We start from the raw sequence: 16,238 nt of genomic DNA on the forward strand, positions 1-16,238 counted from the left end.
AGTCCGGCAGGTTTCCGGAATTTGTTGTATTTCTGATGAGAGCAGTATAAAGTCTGCAGCTTACAATAACATTTCCGTAACCTTACGGTTACCTTACATTTGAAAGCCGGAGATGCAAAGCTGTCCGGAAAGTGATATGATAGACTGGCAGAATAAAATCAGGAGAAAACCATGTTGAAAGAGAAAAAGATTCTAATTGTGGACGATGAAGCGCAGCTGCGGGAGATGGTGGTTTCCATTCTGCGGCAGGAAGGATATACAGGGATACGGACGGCGGGAAGTGTACGGGAGGCATTGGAGATTGCGGAGAGCTGGCGGCCGGAGTTCTGTATTCTGGATGTGATGCTGCCGGACGGGGACGGCTTTTCCCTTTTTGCGAAAATGCGCAGGACGAGCGATGTGCCGGTGCTTTTTCTGACGGCCCGGGGAGAAGAGGAAGATAAGTTCCGGGGGTTCGGGCTGGGTGCGGACGATTATGTGGTAAAGCCTTTTCTGCCGCGGGAGTTATTGTTTCGGATTGCGGCGGTTCTGCGGCGCTCTTATAAGGAGGAGTCGGGCAGAGTGAAGCTGACAGCCTGTGAGCTGGATTTTGAAAGGGCGGAGGTGCTGCGGGGAGAAGAACGCCTGCCGCTGACGGCCAAGGAGTATGAGATTCTGACTGCGCTGTATCGGAATGCAGGGCGCATTGTCACCATAGACGGTCTCTGTGAAGCAGCCTGGGGAGAGAATCCCTATGGCTATGAGAATTCTCTTATGGCCCACATCCGGCGTATCCGGGAGAAGATAGAAGAGAATCCGTCCAAACCGGTCTCACTGCTCACCGTGAAGGGACTGGGCTATAAACTGGTGACGGAGGAAAAGCGATGAAGGGAACTTTGAAACTGATCAGACGTTTTCTGATGATGGTTATCTGCATTGCGCCGATTCTGCTTCTTCTGAATCTGATTTTGCTGGCTGTTCTGACCTGGAAAGACAGAAGTCATAACGGTGGATGGACGGCGGCCAGAGAGATAGGGGAGGCTCTGACTCCGGTGGAAGGCGGGGGATATCTTCTGTCTGGGGAAGGGCGGGAGATACTGGAGCAGTATAATGCATGGGGAATTCTGGTGGAGGACGGAACCGGCAATGTGGTCTGGCACAGTGACAATCTGCCGGAGGAAATTCCAATGCATTATTCTGCGGCGGAGATTTCCTGGTACACCAGGGGCTATATTGAGGACTATCCCACCACTGTCGGTGCCAGAGGAGAGGATCTGGTGATTCTGGGGCATCCGAAGACGTCTTACTGGAAGCTGCTGTGGAATGCTTTTGATTATGATTTGATTGCCGGAATGCCGAGGATACTTCTGACCTTTCTGGCAGTGAACGGTTTGCTGGTATTCGTGATTTACATGGCGGTGGCAGGGCGTGTGATGCGTTCTGTGAAGCCGGTGATTCAGGGGATGGAGACGCTTCCCGAGGAAGACGTGCATGTGTGGGAAAAAGGATTTCTGGCTGAGGTGGCGGCCGCGGTAAACCGGGTGAACGAAAAGCTGCGGGCACAGGAGAGGGCCCTGCGGAAAAGGGAGAATGCCAGAGCCGGCTGGATATCCGGTGTGTCTCACGACATCCGCACGCCGCTTTCCATGGTGATGGGATATGCCGCGGAGCTGGAAGCGGATGACAGGCTTCCCGCGGAGGCAAGAAAAAAGGCCGGGGTAATTCGGCTGCAGAGCATCAAGATGAAAAATCTTGTGGGGGATCTGAATCTGGTTTCGAAACTGGAATATCAGATGCAGCCTGTAAGGCTGGAAGATCTGAATCTGACGGCAGTGCTGCGACAGGCGGTTGTGGACTTTATCAATCTGGATCCGGAGGGAAAATACCCCATTGATTTCCAATGCCCGGAAGATGCGGCTGTATTTATCCAGGGAGATAAAATTCTGCTGCAGAGGGCAATTTACAATGTGCTGAGTAATTCGCAGATGCATAATCCGGAGGGATGCCGTATTGAGGTAAGGATGGAAGTGGAAACCGGGGCAGTTCATATGCTTCTGACAGATGACGGAGTGGGAGTTACCCATGAGAGACTGCAGGAAATCAGGAATGCTCCTCATTATATGATGAGCAGCGGAAGCGGAACACAGCTGCGTCATGGGCTGGGACTGTTGCTTGTACACCAGATAGTGCAGGCCCACGGGGGGAGTGTCCGCATTGACCATGGGCCGTCGGGAGGATTTCTGGTGGAAGTTACGCTTCAGGTACCCGGGGGCCTGTCCAGAGTTTCTTTTTGATAAAAGCAGAGGGCATTGTCCAGCTTCAGGGTATCCATAAGCTCTCTGGCACCGGAGACTTTTCGATAAAGCTGTATGGTGCCCACACCTGCGGAACCCGCCAGAAGCGGAATCTTTGATTTTTTCCCTTCGGGAGATTCATATTGCAGCTGCAGCATTTCCGCTTTGGTAGAACTGCCGGATATCTTCACAACCGCCGATTTGCTTTTTGCAAGGATGTGCCAGATAAACCGTTTCCCGGTTTCCTTTGTCTCCCATTTACAGCGGCTGAAGGTGAAATCTTCTCCCATATAAGTCAGCTGCATCATAAGTCGGCCCCGCAGGGGGAACCACAGGAACCTGGGGCAGAAACCGCTTATGGCCAGAACGGAATGACGAAGGGCACCGCCGGTACGCTGACTGGAAAGTTTGCCGCAGGCGAACTGAAACCAGGGTCTGTTAAAGTTTCGCCCCCAATGCTTATCGGCATAACCATAACTGAGCTCGGGAATGATGTCATAGGACACGCCGTCCAGAGTCACACTGCCCCGGAAGAAGCTGCGGATGCCTTCTCCGTGCCAGTAGCTGTCCAGGGCGTTCAGCAGCTGGAAAAATCTTCCGGCCCGAAGTCCTGTATGACAGGAGACGGCTTTGCGTACTTCCAGATCCCATTCCATGGAGCCGCTGTCTGTCATCAGAGAGCGATGTCTGGCTTCCCGGCGGGTCACTTCCACGAATCCGGTGAGCTTGTCTTCACTGTACAGGCAGTGCCCGCTCTGGCCGTCAGAAACCTGCATTACCAGAGGATTCAGGGTAGTCTTCAAAGCGGAAATGGGGTAGAAGGCATGAAGCTGTCTGCCGCCTTCCCCCTCTGCGTCAGGGAAAACGCCGGCTTTGACCATGACATAGGAAGGCCTCATGCCACGTTTCTTATAATAGGGATGCTGACCGAGAATGGGCTGGTCTCCGCCCAGACCGGGATTTATTACGAAAAATTCTATAAAAAATGTCCGGGTATCCCCGGTGTCCGGCTGTACGCCGGAAAAGGAGTGCCACCACCGCATATAGCCTTTTTTGGCCAGAGACCCCCGCAACATACATGCATTTCTTGTCAAATCGGATAAATTCATTCGGTATCTCGCTTTTTGTTCTGAATCGCTTTTTCATTTTGTGAGACGTATCCACTATATGTGGGTTCATCACATTTTATTATAATACTATATATAGAATTTGACAAGGACATTCAGGCTGCCAATTTCCTGAAATCAGGATATACTTAAAAAAGTCTGTGACTTATGTAGAATTTCTGCGGAATGTAATGACTGGACAACATGAATAAAATGTGAAAACGATTTCAGCATATTAGACAATAAGCATGTAAAAAAATTATGAAAAATGACAATTTACAAAATAGGAAACCTGGTATATGATTTTGCCTCAGAAGAGACAAACACGAGCTACTATGATATCGCAATTCAGGAAACAAAGGGATTGAGAAAGGTGAAAAAAGGTGATATTTATGCAGCAGGTATTCGTTAAGTTTGATGATGTGGATCAGGTAAGAAATTTTGTAAATGTGGTAAATACGGTGGAGGCCAATTTTGAGCTGGGGTCTGGCAGACGTATTGTAGACCCAAAATCCATACTGGGAGTCTTTGCGCTTGATCTGGCCAGACCCCAGCGTCTGGTATGTGACTCCGACGACTCATCAATGCTTGAAAAAATCAGTCCTTTTCTTGTGAGAGAGAAAGTGGGCTGAGAGAAAATGAGAACTGCTACAGGCTTGTATGGCAAGAATAGAGGAAGTCAGAAAGATAAAAAAGAGTAAAAGGAAACAGGCAGCTTTTTTTGCGGAATACGGCAGAAACAGGCTGCCTTTTGACGGGGAAGAGAAATGTCGCGAAAAATCATTTTTCTGGATATAGACGGCACTTTGACGGAATCGGGGACCAACGAGCCGCCGCCTTCGGCGCTGTGGGCCATTGACCGGGCCAGAGCAGCGGGACATTATGTATTCCTCTGCAGCGGCAGATGTCATGGAATGCTCAAAGCTTTGCTGCAATATAATTTTGACGGGGTTGTGGCCAGTGCCGGCGGATATATCGTGTGCGGAGGGGAAGTGATTTTTGACTGTCCCATGGAGGAGAGGCAGAGGAAGGCGGCGATGGAGCTCCTGAAGGAAAACGGAGTCTTCCGGACGGTGGAATGCCTTCACGATTCCTACACGGATATGGAATTCAGAGAATTCCTGGGCAGGCGGGGAGGGACTTTGCTTCGGCACAGAGAGCAGACGGAGAGAAATCTGAATATCCGTCCCATGCAGGAGTACCGGGGACAGCCGGTATACAAGATTGTGTTCATGAGTCCTGCCTTTGAGCAGCTGACAGAGCCACGCAGGCTCCTGCTGCCGGACTTTGATTTTGTGGTACAGGAGGACAGAGGCAGGGGATATGTTCAGGGAGAGCTGATAAACAGGAAATTTGACAAGGGGAGAGCCATAAAACGGGTCTGTGAATATTATAAGATTCCGCAGGAGGATTCCGTGGCCTTCGGGGACAGCATGAATGACAGAGAAATGCTGGAAAGCGCGGGAATGGGCATCTGCATGGGAAATGGCAGCCAGGAACTGAAGCGGATTGCGGACGATGTCTGCCCTTCTCTGAGAGAAGACGGAATCCGGGATGCTTTTCTGAAACATGGTCTGATCTGACAGGGAAAAGAGACAAACAACAGTATTGAAGCAATCAGAAAAGTCAGAGGAAAAGGAGAGGAAAAATGAAAAGTGAAGAAAAACAGTATCAGGAGCGGTTAAAGGAGCACCATGACGAGCTTCGATGGCTTTATATGGAGCTGTATGAAAATGATTCCATGTTCGCGGAGCTGCTGGAGAACATGCAGCGGTATTATCAGGAGAGAAATGCTGTGCTGAAACAACTGGATACGGAGCGGGAAGCGGACCGGGGGTGGTACCGCCAGAACGACATGCTGGGAATGATGCTCTATATCGACAATTTTGCCGGAAATATGAAGGGTGTGGAGTCCAGACTGGATTATATTGAGCGCTGTAATGTGAATTATGTTCATCTGATGCCCTTTCTGGAGACAACAGAAGGCCGTTCTGACGGTGGATATGCGGTGTCGGATTTCCGCAAGGTCCAGGAAAAACTGGGAACCATGGAGGATTTGGAGAGTCTGACTGCAGCCTGCCATAAAAAGGGAATCAATGTCTGCATGGATTTTGTCATGAACCATACCTCCGAGGACCATGAATGGGCGAAGAAGGCCCGGGGAGGGGACGGCGAATATATGAGCCGTTATTTCTTCTTCGACAATTCTGAGATTCCCTCTCTGTATGAGAAAACGGTTCCCCAGGTGTTCCCCACCACTGCGCCGGGCAATTTCACCTGGCTGGAGGATGCGGGACATTTTGTCATGACCACCTTTTATCCCTATCAGTGGGATTTAAATTATAAGAATCCCCGTGTTTTTAACGAAATGATGTACAATTTCCTGTACCTTGCCAACAGGGGGATTGACATTATCCGCATAGACGCTGTTCCCTATATCTGGAAGGAGCTGAACACCAACTGCAGGAATCTGCCTCAGGTACATACCATTGTCCGCATGATGCGTATGATTACGGAGATTGTCTGTCCGGGGATTCTGCTGCTGGGAGAAGTCGTCATGGAGCCGGAAAAGGTGGTGCCTTATTTCGGAACCGTCGAAAAACCGGAGTGCCATATGCTTTACAACGTTACAACCATGGCGACTACCTGGCACACAGTGGCCACAAGGAATGTAAGACTGCTGAAAAAACAGCTTGATATCGTGAATTCTCTGCCGAAAGACTATGTATTTCTGAATTATCTGCGCTGCCACGATGATATCGGCTGGGGACTTGACTACGGAACCCTGATGACAGAGGGAATCGGGGAGCGCTCTCACAAACAATATCTCAACGACTATTTTCAGGGATATACCGGGGCAAGCAACAGCAGGGGCGAGCTGTACAATGCGGATCCGGTGACGGGAGACGCCCGTTTCTGCGGAACAACAGCCTCCATGTGCGGCATTGAGAAAGCGGGATTCCGGCAGGAAGACGCAGCCATGGAACGTGCGATTCGTCTGGATGTAATGCTGCATGCGTATATGTTCATGCAGTCCGGGATTCCGGTGCTTTACAGCGGAGATGAAATCGGGCAGGTGAATGATTACAGTTATAAGGAGGATCCCCTGAAGGCGGCAGATTCCCGCTATATTCACAGAGGTGCCATGAACTGGAAGCTGGCTGAAAATGCCTCTGATCCGGATACCGTGGAGGGAAAGCTGTTCGGGCAGCTGGGACAGCTGGAACAGATTCGTAAGCGAGAGAAGGTATTTGTGTCCAATGCGGATACCTGGACCATTGATACCTGGGATAATTCTGTGCTCTGCATCGGAAGATATTATCAGGGAGAGAAGATGATAGGTTTGTTTAATTTCAGCGAATATGACAAAACCGCCTGGATCAACGAGACGGATGGAGACTATACAGAACTGATCTCAGGGAGAGTGATGAAAGCAAGAGGGGTTGACATACCGGCTTATGGGTTTTATTATCTGAAAAGGAAGTAATGATGGATTGTCTGAACCGATAGAAAGTAACGGTTCAGCCGGAGGCCGAATTGCTGCCGGGAAGAGATAAGCGCAATTCGGGAGGAAAAGGATGAATATAGCGGAAATTGCAGAGCGGGCGGGCGTATCCAGGGCGGCTGTCTCCCGTTATTTTAACAATGGATATCTCTCTGAGGAGAAAAGGCAGGCTATCCGGGAAGTGGTGGAGGAGACCGGCTACCGGCCGTCGGTGCAGGCACAGATGCTCAGGACGAAGAAGACCAGAATGGTAGGTGTAATCGTGCCGAAAGTGGCCTCCGCATCCATAGCCAGAATGGTGGAAGGAATGCTGTCCGTATTGAACGGGAACGGCTATCAGATGCTCCTGGCAGTGAGCCAGAACAATCCGAAAAAAGAGCTGGAATACCTGGAGACTTTTAACGATAAAACAGTGGACGGCGTGATTCTGGTGGGCACGGTATTTACCAGAGAGCACAGGCTGCTTTTAAAGCGCCTGTCTGTGCCGGTGGTGATTGCCGGGCAGCGGCTGCCGGGCTATTCCTGTGTCTTTCATGACGACTATCATGCCACCTATGACCTGACCAGGCTCATTCTGGAAAGGGGAAGGAACCGTCTGGGTTACATCGGGGCCATTTCACAGGATAAGGCAGTGGGAGCGGAAAGGTATGATGGTTTCCGGGATGCAGTGCGGGATATGGGACATGCGGAGCTGGTAAAGAACCATGTGGTGGCAGCATTTACAGTCGTGTCAGGATATGAGAAGACAGGGGAGCTTCTTCGGAAATGCGGGGAACTGGACGGCCTGATCTGTGCCACAGACACCATGGCCGTGGGGTCCGTACAATATCTGCGGGAACACGGAATTCAGGTTCCGGTGCGGATTCTGGTGGCCGGACACGGAGATTCCGAGATGGCCCGGCTGACGGCGCCGCCCCTGCTCACTGTGCATTATTCCTATGAAAAGTGCGGAAAGATTGCGGTGGAGATGCTGGTGGAACTGCTGGGACAAGGGGAGGCGGCCAGACGGGAAGTGAAGCTGGGGTATTCTATTGTGGAGAGGTGACGCAACAGTTCAGAACCAGGGATATTCTTCCGGAAGATTTACAGAAAGGTAATAGAAACAGAAACAGAAACAGAACTGAAATGAAAAGGCAAGGTACAGATATATGAAATCACAAAATGAACTGAGAACATTACTGCGATCCATAGACCACAAAGGATATCCGGCCTATAAATCTCTGGCAGGAGCGTGGAAATTCGACCGCTATACATTGGTCATCGACCATGTACAGGGGGATCCTTTTGCATCCCCTTCCAGTTTGCACGTGGAGATTCCGCATACTCTGGCGAAATTTCCCGCCGCTTATTATGCGGAGGACTGCGGCCGCATTGCGCTTCAGGATTTTCTGGTCAGGCAGGTGGGAAAGCAGTTTGAACAGTATAATTTCAGGGCAAAAGGTTCGGGGAAGAGCGGTCTGCTGTCCATCAGCCGCTGCGGTCAGGCGGTTCTGGAGCGAAGCGCCTGTGAGATTACGGACAGTGGTCTGATTGTGCGCTTTTATGTGGGATTCCCGGCTTTCGGGCGGACCATCAACGCAGGAGAGCTGGACAAGATTCTCTTTGACTTTCTGCCCCGCTGTGTGGAAAGCAGTCTGTTTTATGCCAGGCTGGACGGGAAAAGGGTGGAGAGTGTGGTGCACCTGGCGGAAGACCAGAGGGAAGTCCGGCGGATTCTGAAGGCGGAAGGGCTGGTGGCTTTTGTGGCCAATGGCTCTGTGCTGCCCAGGAAAAGCGGTGTGTCAGATCTGCCTATGGCAGACAGCGTTCCCTTTACCTCCCCGGCTTCCATGGAGAGGACTTTTCGGCTGCCCCACAGAGGAGAGATTACGGGAATGGCCATACCGGAGGGCATCACACTGATCGTGGGAGGCGGCTATCACGGAAAGTCCACTCTGCTGGAAGCCATTCAGATGGGAGTGTACGACCACATCGCCGGAGACGGCCGGGAATTCGTCATCACTGACGATACGGCGCTGAAGCTGCGGGCGGAAGACGGCAGATCCATCCGGAATGTGGACATTTCACTGTTCATTAATGACCTGCCCAATAAAAAAGACACCACGAAATTTACAACTGAGGATGCCAGCGGCTCCACCTCTCAGGCGGCGGCCGTGGTGGAGGGGATCGAGGCGGGCACCCGGCTTTTCCTGATTGACGAGGACACTTCCGCCACCAATTTCATGGTGCGGGACGAATTCATGCAGCAGGTCATCAGCCGGGACAAGGAACCCATCACGCCCTTCCTGGAGAGAGCGGGAGAACTATATGAAAAGGCCGGAATTTCCACAATTCTTGTGGCCGGAAGCTCAGGGGCCTTTTTCTATATCGCAGATCATATTCTGATGATGGACTGCTATCGCCCTGTGGATATCACAGAGAGGGTAAAGGGTATGTGCGGCGGTCATACGGCGCCCAGAGTAAAAGCTCCCGGCTTTATGGTTCCGACATTTGACCGTGTGCTGCCGGCCTTCCGGAAGGCACAGAAGGGTCGGGGCCGCGGATGGGACGGCCGGGAACTGGAGACCAGAAATATCGGATATGGCGGAGATGCCGCGGAGAGCGGGAGCTTTAGCATGGCAGAGTCTAGCGGTGCGGGAGGCCAGGGATATAGAGGCGCCGAGGGCCGGGGGAACGGCGGAGACGGAAGAGGATATGGTTCCGGAGAGGACAGGGGACATGGCGGAAGAGGACGCGGCGGCAACCGCGGCGGAGACGGACGCCATGAGCACATGAAGACGAAATCCTTCGGCCTGGAATCCTTCTCCATGGACAGGGAGGAAGTCAATGTGCGCTATCTGGAGCAGCTCTTGGATACGGAGCAGGTGAACGCCCTGGCCCATCTGCTGCGGTACGGTCTGGAGGAAGTTATGGATGGCAGAAAGACAGTGCGCCAGACGGTGGAGAGCATCTGGAACGCATGGGAAAAGCAGGGCTGGAAGCCGTTCAGTAGCTCCTATGTGCCCTGCGGGCTGGCAAAGCCCAGGATTCAGGAGCTGTATGCCTGCCTGAACCGATTCCGGGGATGAAGGAAGGAGATCCGGATACCGGTTATCCTGCCATAAAGTAAGTTTCTCCCTGCAGGAGCCTTGCAAAAAAGCAGACTCCGCAGAAAATCTGATAAGCCAGCACACAGCCGGCAATCACAAAGCATGTTCTGTAATACAGGACATGCTTTTCTTTTTTCAGGAGAAGCAGCCATTTCTCGAAACTGAACACGAAGATCAGGAAGATGGCGATGCAATATCCCCAGAGGAAATTACCGTCCCGGGAGCGGCTGCCCGTCTCCACCAGACAGAGCGCCTCCAGAAATCCGATTCCCGTCACACCCCAAAAAAACAGATAACGTCTGTCACGAAAAAGTTCCTTCAGAGAAAAAAGCAGCACCACCAGAGGAAAGGCAATAGAGCACAGTACGGCCAGTTTGGTCCGGTTGGCATGAAGGGAAAAGGTGTACCAGGGGGAAAACGTGATTCCATGTCCGGTTTCCGTGCCGAACAACACGGCATTCTGCCACAGAATTACCCCCAGTGAAGGCAGCACGGTGCTTCCCAGCAGAAATACCTGCCGGAAAGAGACTTTCCTGCACAGGTCCGCCAGCAGCTTTATGGCCAGCATGGGGGCAAATACTGTCAGAAAGCTTGGCTTGATACCGGTGGTAAGAACCAGCAGACCGGACAGGAGCAGCCATTGCCGGAGGGTGATTTTCTGACGGTAATTTTTCTCCAGGTTCAGATAACAGAGAACCGCGGCGATGGCTGCCGGTTTCATGCACTGATAAGTGGAGTTGTGCCAGATATTGCCGGCCTGATAGCTCACATAAGGGTAGCTGCCGGCATAGGGCCAGAAAAAGGCCATGACCAGGTTCAGAACCAGCGCGGAGGCAAATGTCAGAACGCTTATCTTCTTGCGGTCAAAGAGCAGGCGCAGCAGCCTTTCCGTCAAAAGGACGGACAATACCTGCACAATGGCCAGGAAGCCTGCAATCAGCGCGGTGCCGTTCCCGGCCAGCCGGTAGAGAGCCTGGTAAATATATGCAGTGAAGCTGTAATACCAGCCATCGTCAATGGTCATGCTGATGTGGTAGGGCAGATCAGATTGAAAATATCGATTATTGTAATCCAGCGGCTGAACGGACTGCATATAGAACAGATATGTGCACAGTATGCCGTAAATTCCGATGACAAGCCATAAAAGCGGCACAATACAGCTTTGCAGTTTTTTGCTTTTGCTTTTCATAGTAATCTCCTGTGGATGCCTTGTATTCTATGGTGACATTCTAGCGAAAGAGACACCGCTTTGTCAAGAGGCGAGGAGGCCTGTTTGGGGTACTTCAAAGTTATCCTTCGCAATTTTGCCTTTAGTCTACAAAGTGCAGATTCCGGCAAGGACCAACAGGTTCTGCGGCAAGGTCCGGGCTTCCTTATTAAACGAACTTTAAATTCTGCCGTCAACGGGCTGTGCAAGAAAGGGTATTTAATTCTGGAGCAGGTGCCAAGGACGAAAAACGGGAAGAATAAATGGCTGGAAACTTATGAAATTTTACACAGACTTTACATAAATCATCTTTTGGATTTTACATAGATCGGATACCATTTGATGATAAGAAGATTCTTAAGAGAGGATTATGGTCAGATGGATTTCTTTGGATTACTGACAATGGCTGGTGGGTTGGCGTTATTTTTATATGGAATGAAAACGATGGGGGATGCTCTGTCCAAGATGGCAGGCGGCAGGCTGGAGCAGGTACTGGAGCGTATGACGAATAATCCTGTGAAGGCCGTCCTGCTTGGGGCAGGCGTAACAGCGGTGATCCAGTCTTCTTCCGCTACGACGGTTATGGTAGTGGGGTTTGTTAATTCCGGCATTATGAAACTGTCACAGGCGGTGGGGGTGATTATGGGTGCAAACATCGGCACTACAGTTACCTCGTGGATTCTAAGCCTTTCCGGTATCGAAAGCGGGAATTTTTTTGTAAAACTGCTGAAACCCTCGTCTTTTTCCCCGGTATTGGCACTGATCGGCGTGGTACTGGTAATGTTTATCAAAAATACCAAAAAGAATGATGTAGGGACGATTCTGATTGGGTTTGCGGTGCTTATGTTTGGAATGGACACCATGAGCAGCGCTGTAAAGCCGCTTGCAGACGTTCCGGAATTTACATCGCTTTTTACGGCATTTGAAAACCCTCTTTTAGGTATGATAGTTGGAGCCATTTTAACTGCAGTAATCCAGAGCTCTTCCGCTTCTGTCGGTATCTTGCAGGCGATGTGCGCCACCGGAAGCGTATCGGTGGGAGCGGCGCTTCCGGTGATCATGGGGCAGAATATCGGAACCTGTGTCACAGCCCTGCTGTCCGGTGTCGGGGCAAATAAGAATGCAAGAAGGGCGTCTTTGGTACACCTTTATTTTAACCTGGTGGGTACATTTGTGTTTATGGCAGTATTCTATGCCATGGATCATTTTGTACAGTTTGCTTTTTTGTCGGATGCGTCAAACGGTGCGGTCATTGCAGTGATACACAGCGTGTTTAATATTGCTTCGACAATCGTGTTGCTCCCTGCTTCCAGGCTGCTGGTAAAACTCGCATACTTTACCATCCCGCAGTCAGAGGACGAAACACTGGAAACGTCAGGAAAAGTGCTGGACGATAGATTTCTGGAAAGGCCTGCGTTTGCGGTTGCACAATGTAAAAATGCAGTGTGCGATATGGCGCAGCTTATCTTAAAGGCAATGAATTTATGTGTATACATACAGAAAAAATATGATGAAAATGCTGTGCAGGAGGTTATGGAAATTGAGCAGGAGGTAGATACAAAAGAAGATGAGTTATCGTCCTATCTGGCAAAGCTTTCCACAAAGCCGCTCTCTGAACGGGACAGTAAAACCATCAATAAATACAGCAGGTGCATTACGGATTTTGAAAGGATATCCGATTATACTAAGGGCATAGCATTCGCACAAAAGAAGCTGTATAAGGGCAGAGAAAAATTTTCAAGGAAAGCGGCAGCCGAAGCAAGGCTGATTTATGAGGCAACCCTCGAAATCGTTGAATGTACGGTTTCCGGTTTTATACATGAGGACAAAGAGATGGCGTTTCGCATTGATCCTCTTGCCGATGTGATCAGCCGGGTAAAAAAGGAAATTCGAAAGAACCATAGCAGGAGGCTGGAAAAGGGGAAGTGTTCCGTGGAACTTGGCATGGCGCTTACAGATATGGTCACTTCCCTGGAGCGCATTGCAAAGCATTGTTCCAATATAGCGGAATGGCAGACGGCATCCGAAACAGACCAGCACGCATTGCATCAATATGCACGGAGTGTCAAAGAGAGGAATGAACTGTACAAGGAACTGCTTGAAGGGTATACAGCAAAGTATTCGTTGGAAAAACTTGAGGAAACATAGGTTATCCGTATAATGTAACTGTACAGAGGATTTGATGCCCTATATACTAAAGAAGGCGCAGATACAAAAATAGATGGTAACTCTGATTATACACCCAATATTAGCCGCAATAATTGCCTGGATTATGAGTTAATACTTTTTGCGAGAAGTTTTCTGCATTTCAATTTTGCATTATGATTGTGCCGGGCGCAATTTTGTAAAAAATGAGTTTGATTTAAAAATTTCAGAAAGAGGAAGTTAGCATTTATGTCGTTAATCTATATTTTGGAAGATGATAAAAATATTCAGGAGATAGAAAGCTTCGCTATAAAGGGGAACGGATATGATGTATGTGCGTTTGATGACGCACAGGCTTTTGACAGGGGAATGCAGGAAAGGAAGCCGGATTTACTGCTTCTTGATGTCATGCTGCCAGGGGAGGACGGACTCTCTGTACTGAAAAGGCTCCGCTCAGATAATGATACGAAAGAACTGCCCGTCATACTTGTGACAGCGAAAGATTCAGAAATAGATACCGTCAGGGGGCTTGATCTTGGGGCGGATGACTACATCACAAAACCATTTGGCGTGATGGAACTTATGTCACGCATCAAGGCAATTATGCGACGTGTCAAACCAACGAGCGATGACGTGGTCTTAAAATACAAAAATATATATCTGGATCAGGACAGGCGGATATGCCTTGTGGATGAGGAAAACGTGGAACTGACATTTAAGGAATATGAGCTGCTCCGGCTCTTTCTTTCCAATCTGGGTATTGTGCTGACAAGGGAAGTGATCATGGATACGGTATGGGGGATGGATTTTGCGGGGGAGAGCAGGACTGTTGACATGCATATCAAAACACTTCGCAGAAAGCTGAAAGAAGCGGGCAGCCTGATTATCACTGTGAGGAATGTGGGGTATAAGCTGGAATGAGGCAGAAAATAAACAGACGGTTTACCGGCATTGCGCTTTTTTCCGTTGTGATCACCACGATTGTCATGACTGCGGTGTTCTATTCACAGTTAAAAAAACAGGTTTTTTCTGATCTGGCGGTTGTGGCAGATTTACTGATTGACGAAGGCTCCTATGCCAGGAAAACAGACAATTTAAGAATTACATGGATAGATGCAGACGGCAAGGTTTTGTTTGACTCCACGGTAGACGGGCAGTCCCTTGCCAACCATCTGGACAGGCCGGAAATTGCGGAGGCAGTTTCATCTGGAAGCGGTATGGGGATAAGAAAGTCGGATACCCTGTCGGAGAGCGTATTTTATTATGCCAAAAAACTGGATAACGGGCAGATACTCAGAGTAGGCAGGGAGACGCACAGCGTCGTGGCAGTTCTTTTGTCCGCCCTTCCAATGGTGCTGACAACTGCTCTGGTTCTTGCAGCCATCTGTCTGATGGTGTCGCACTACCTTACTTCCGCCATTGTGGAACCGATTAATAAAATGGCGGGGGATATGGAACATATTGACGAGGGAAAAAGTTATCCGGAGCTGATCCCGTTTACAAGAAAAATCCGCTTACAGCATGAGGAAATCCTGTCTGCCGCAAATATAAGGCAGGAATTTACCGCCAATGTAAGTCATGAACTAAAAACTCCCCTTGCGGCAATATCAGGGTACGCAGAACTTATGGAGGCAGGACTTGTAAATGATAAAGAGATGAAGCGCTTTTCGGGAGAAATCCGAAAAAGCGCGGCAAGGCTGCTTACTCTGATCAATGACATTATTAAGCTATCACAATTGGATGCAGGAAATGCAAAAGATATCCTTGATGTGGTAAATTTGGCGGAAATTACAAAAGAAAGTGTGGAAATGCTTGTCTTTGGAGCGGCGAAAAATGGCATTGATGTAGTGTATGAAGGAGATGACAGGGCGGATGTCCATATCGGAAAGGAACTGGCACAGGAGCTTGTCTATAATCTGATTGAAAACGCCGTCCGATATAACAAACCAAACGGCAGGGTAATCGTAAAAGTGCAGAAAGAAGGAACGCAGATTATCTTTTCGGTAGAGGATACCGGTATCGGCATTCCACTGGAGCATCAGGAGAGAATTTTTGAACGCTTTTACCGGGTGGATAAGAGCAGGTCGAAGGAACTTGGAGGTACGGGCCTTGGGCTTGCGATTGTAAAGCATATCTGTAACCTGACAGACGCGGATGTGAACCTGATGAGTAAGCCGGGAGTTGGGACGAAGATATTTATTGTCTGGGGCAGGGGCAGCACTTAAAAATGGGAGATAAAATCATGTGGGAAAATTTATATGAAAATTTGAGAAATGACTCAGAGATAAGAGAACTGATCCGTAGGGGCGATGCAAACTTAGGCGTTTTGGGTTATACAGACCATTCAGAAGCCCACACGGTCCTTGTGGCGGAAAAGACGGCATGGATATTAGAGGAATTTGGGTATGATGAACATATGCAGATGTTAGGGAAAGCTGCAGGGTTTATGCATGATATCGGAAATGCCATCAATCGTTCCCGCCACGCAGAATATGGCGGGATTCTGGCAAATGAAATCCTCAGAAGATATGAGCTGTCAGTGGAGGATAGAATTGAAATAGTAACCTGCATCAGTAACCATGATGAATCCACGGGCGGAACTGTCAGTGCAGTCTCAGCGGCGCTTATCATTGCAGACAAAACAGATGTTCGGCGCAACAGGGTCAGGCCGCAGGATAAAGCCGCTTTTGATATCCATGACAGGGTAAACTATGCTGTTACGGAAGCCCGTCTGGAGATTGATAAAGAGAAAAAGGTGATTATACTGCATTTACAGATAGATGAGGAAAACTGCTCCATGTACGAGTATTTTGATATTTTCCTGGGAAGGATGCAGATGTGCCGTCATGCCGGGGAATTTTTAGGCGTGCGGTTTAAGCTGATGGCAAACGGCAGCAAGGTCTTGTAAAGATT

13 protein-coding genes are annotated in these 16,238 nt (G+C 49.6%); 11 read left to right on the plus strand and 2 right to left on the minus strand.

Annotation, left to right across the window (positions count from 1 at the left end):
* Nucleotides 1-171 precede the first annotated feature (171 nt).
* Both NSB25_RS01420 and NSB25_RS01425 read left to right on the plus strand, forming a co-directional pair.
* Nucleotides 172-867, plus strand: a complete 696-nt coding sequence (locus tag NSB25_RS01420) for a response regulator transcription factor (protein ID WP_103240468.1) — start codon at nt 172-174, stop codon at nt 865-867.
* A complete protein-coding gene (locus tag NSB25_RS01425; protein ID WP_103240469.1) occupies nt 864-2,273 on the plus strand; it encodes a sensor histidine kinase in 1,410 nt (469 codons plus the stop codon). The genes NSB25_RS01420 and NSB25_RS01425 overlap by 4 nt, the downstream gene beginning before the upstream one ends.
* On the opposite strand, the gene NSB25_RS01430 is transcribed toward NSB25_RS01425, so the two are convergent.
* On the minus strand, nt 2,237-3,349 hold the full coding sequence (locus NSB25_RS01430; protein WP_146040077.1) for a hypothetical protein: 1,113 nt from the start codon (nt 3,347-3,349) through the stop codon (nt 2,237-2,239). The two genes, NSB25_RS01425 and NSB25_RS01430, sit on opposite strands and share 37 nt — an antisense overlap.
* A 422-nt stretch (nt 3,350-3,771) precedes the next feature.
* On the opposite strand from NSB25_RS01430, the gene NSB25_RS01435 reads away from it, so the two are divergent.
* The 5 genes from NSB25_RS01435 (at nt 3,772) to NSB25_RS01455 (ending at nt 9,952) form a co-directional block, all read left to right on the plus strand.
* The gene (locus tag NSB25_RS01435) at nt 3,772-4,011 is read left to right on the plus strand and encodes an HPr family phosphocarrier protein (protein ID WP_103240471.1); all 240 of its coding nucleotides are present in this window, start codon (nt 3,772-3,774) and stop codon (nt 4,009-4,011) included.
* Between the two features lie 135 nt (nt 4,012-4,146).
* The gene (locus NSB25_RS01440) at nt 4,147-4,962 is read left to right on the plus strand and encodes an HAD family hydrolase (RefSeq protein ID WP_103240472.1); all 816 of its coding nucleotides are present in this window, start codon (nt 4,147-4,149) and stop codon (nt 4,960-4,962) included.
* A gap of 65 nt (nt 4,963-5,027) precedes the next feature.
* Nucleotides 5,028-6,866 (plus strand): alpha-amylase family protein, encoded by a 1,839-nt coding sequence (locus tag NSB25_RS01445; protein ID WP_103240473.1) that lies wholly within the window; start codon nt 5,028-5,030, stop codon nt 6,864-6,866.
* Nucleotides 6,867-6,957: 91 nt separating this feature from the next.
* Nucleotides 6,958-7,929: a LacI family DNA-binding transcriptional regulator gene (locus NSB25_RS01450; protein WP_103240474.1), complete on the plus strand. Its 972-nt coding sequence runs from the start codon at nt 6,958-6,960 to the stop codon at nt 7,927-7,929.
* A 103-nt stretch (nt 7,930-8,032) separates the two neighbouring features.
* The gene (locus NSB25_RS01455) at nt 8,033-9,952 is read left to right on the plus strand and encodes an ABC-ATPase domain-containing protein (protein ID WP_103240475.1); all 1,920 of its coding nucleotides are present in this window, start codon (nt 8,033-8,035) and stop codon (nt 9,950-9,952) included.
* A gap of 22 nt (nt 9,953-9,974) precedes the next feature.
* Here NSB25_RS01455 and NSB25_RS01460 read toward each other — a convergent pair whose 3' ends face one another.
* On the minus strand, nt 9,975-11,162 hold the full coding sequence (locus tag NSB25_RS01460) for a hypothetical protein (RefSeq protein WP_103240476.1): 1,188 nt from the start codon (nt 11,160-11,162) through the stop codon (nt 9,975-9,977).
* A 396-nt stretch (nt 11,163-11,558) separates the two neighbouring features.
* Here NSB25_RS01460 and NSB25_RS01465 point away from each other — a divergent pair, with 396 nt between their 5' ends.
* The 4 genes from NSB25_RS01465 to NSB25_RS01480 all read left to right on the plus strand — a co-directional run bounded on the left by NSB25_RS01465 (nt 11,559) and on the right by NSB25_RS01480 (nt 16,233).
* Nucleotides 11,559-13,328 (plus strand): Na/Pi cotransporter family protein, encoded by a 1,770-nt coding sequence (locus tag NSB25_RS01465; protein ID WP_103240478.1) that lies wholly within the window; start codon nt 11,559-11,561, stop codon nt 13,326-13,328.
* A 246-nt stretch (nt 13,329-13,574) separates the two neighbouring features.
* A complete protein-coding gene (locus NSB25_RS01470) occupies nt 13,575-14,246 on the plus strand; it encodes a response regulator (RefSeq protein ID WP_103240479.1) in 672 nt (223 codons plus the stop codon).
* The gene (locus NSB25_RS01475; protein WP_103240480.1) at nt 14,243-15,550 is read left to right on the plus strand and encodes a sensor histidine kinase; all 1,308 of its coding nucleotides are present in this window, start codon (nt 14,243-14,245) and stop codon (nt 15,548-15,550) included. Before NSB25_RS01470 ends, NSB25_RS01475 begins: the two co-directional genes overlap by 4 nt.
* A 17-nt stretch (nt 15,551-15,567) precedes the next feature.
* Entirely contained in the window at nt 15,568-16,233 is a 666-nt protein-coding gene (locus tag NSB25_RS01480) for an HD domain-containing protein (RefSeq protein ID WP_172455153.1), read from the plus strand.
* The last annotated feature ends 5 nt before the right edge of the window (nt 16,234-16,238 follow it).

The sequence above is a fragment of the Acetatifactor muris genome, from assembly GCF_024623325.1.
GTDB lineage: Bacteria > Bacillota > Clostridia > Lachnospirales > Lachnospiraceae > Acetatifactor > Acetatifactor muris.

What these genes read in the sequence shown, in the direction of transcription:
- NSB25_RS01475 (WP_103240480.1), top strand. Translation starts at nt 14,243, where the DNA reads ATGAGGCAGAAAATAAACAGACGGTTTACCGGCATTGCGCTTTTTTCC.
- NSB25_RS01425 (WP_103240469.1), top strand. Translation starts at nt 864, where the DNA reads ATGAAGGGAACTTTGAAACTGATCAGACGTTTTCTGATGATGGTTATC.
- NSB25_RS01465 (WP_103240478.1), top strand. Translation starts at nt 11,559, where the DNA reads ATGGATTTCTTTGGATTACTGACAATGGCTGGTGGGTTGGCGTTATTT.
- NSB25_RS01455 (WP_103240475.1), top strand. Translation starts at nt 8,033, where the DNA reads ATGAAATCACAAAATGAACTGAGAACATTACTGCGATCCATAGACCAC.
- NSB25_RS01435 (WP_103240471.1), top strand. Translation starts at nt 3,772, where the DNA reads ATGCAGCAGGTATTCGTTAAGTTTGATGATGTGGATCAGGTAAGAAAT.
- NSB25_RS01470 (WP_103240479.1), top strand. Translation starts at nt 13,575, where the DNA reads ATGTCGTTAATCTATATTTTGGAAGATGATAAAAATATTCAGGAGATA.
- NSB25_RS01430 (WP_146040077.1), bottom strand. Translation starts at nt 3,349, where the DNA reads ATGTTGCGGGGGTCTCTGGCCAAAAAAGGCTATATGCGGTGGTGGCAC.
- NSB25_RS01480 (WP_172455153.1), top strand. Translation starts at nt 15,568, where the DNA reads ATGTGGGAAAATTTATATGAAAATTTGAGAAATGACTCAGAGATAAGA.
- NSB25_RS01450 (WP_103240474.1), top strand. Translation starts at nt 6,958, where the DNA reads ATGAATATAGCGGAAATTGCAGAGCGGGCGGGCGTATCCAGGGCGGCT.
- NSB25_RS01445 (WP_103240473.1), top strand. Translation starts at nt 5,028, where the DNA reads ATGAAAAGTGAAGAAAAACAGTATCAGGAGCGGTTAAAGGAGCACCAT.
- NSB25_RS01440 (WP_103240472.1), top strand. Translation starts at nt 4,147, where the DNA reads ATGTCGCGAAAAATCATTTTTCTGGATATAGACGGCACTTTGACGGAA.
- NSB25_RS01420 (WP_103240468.1), top strand. Translation starts at nt 172, where the DNA reads ATGTTGAAAGAGAAAAAGATTCTAATTGTGGACGATGAAGCGCAGCTG.
- NSB25_RS01460 (WP_103240476.1), bottom strand. Translation starts at nt 11,162, where the DNA reads ATGAAAAGCAAAAGCAAAAAACTGCAAAGCTGTATTGTGCCGCTTTTA.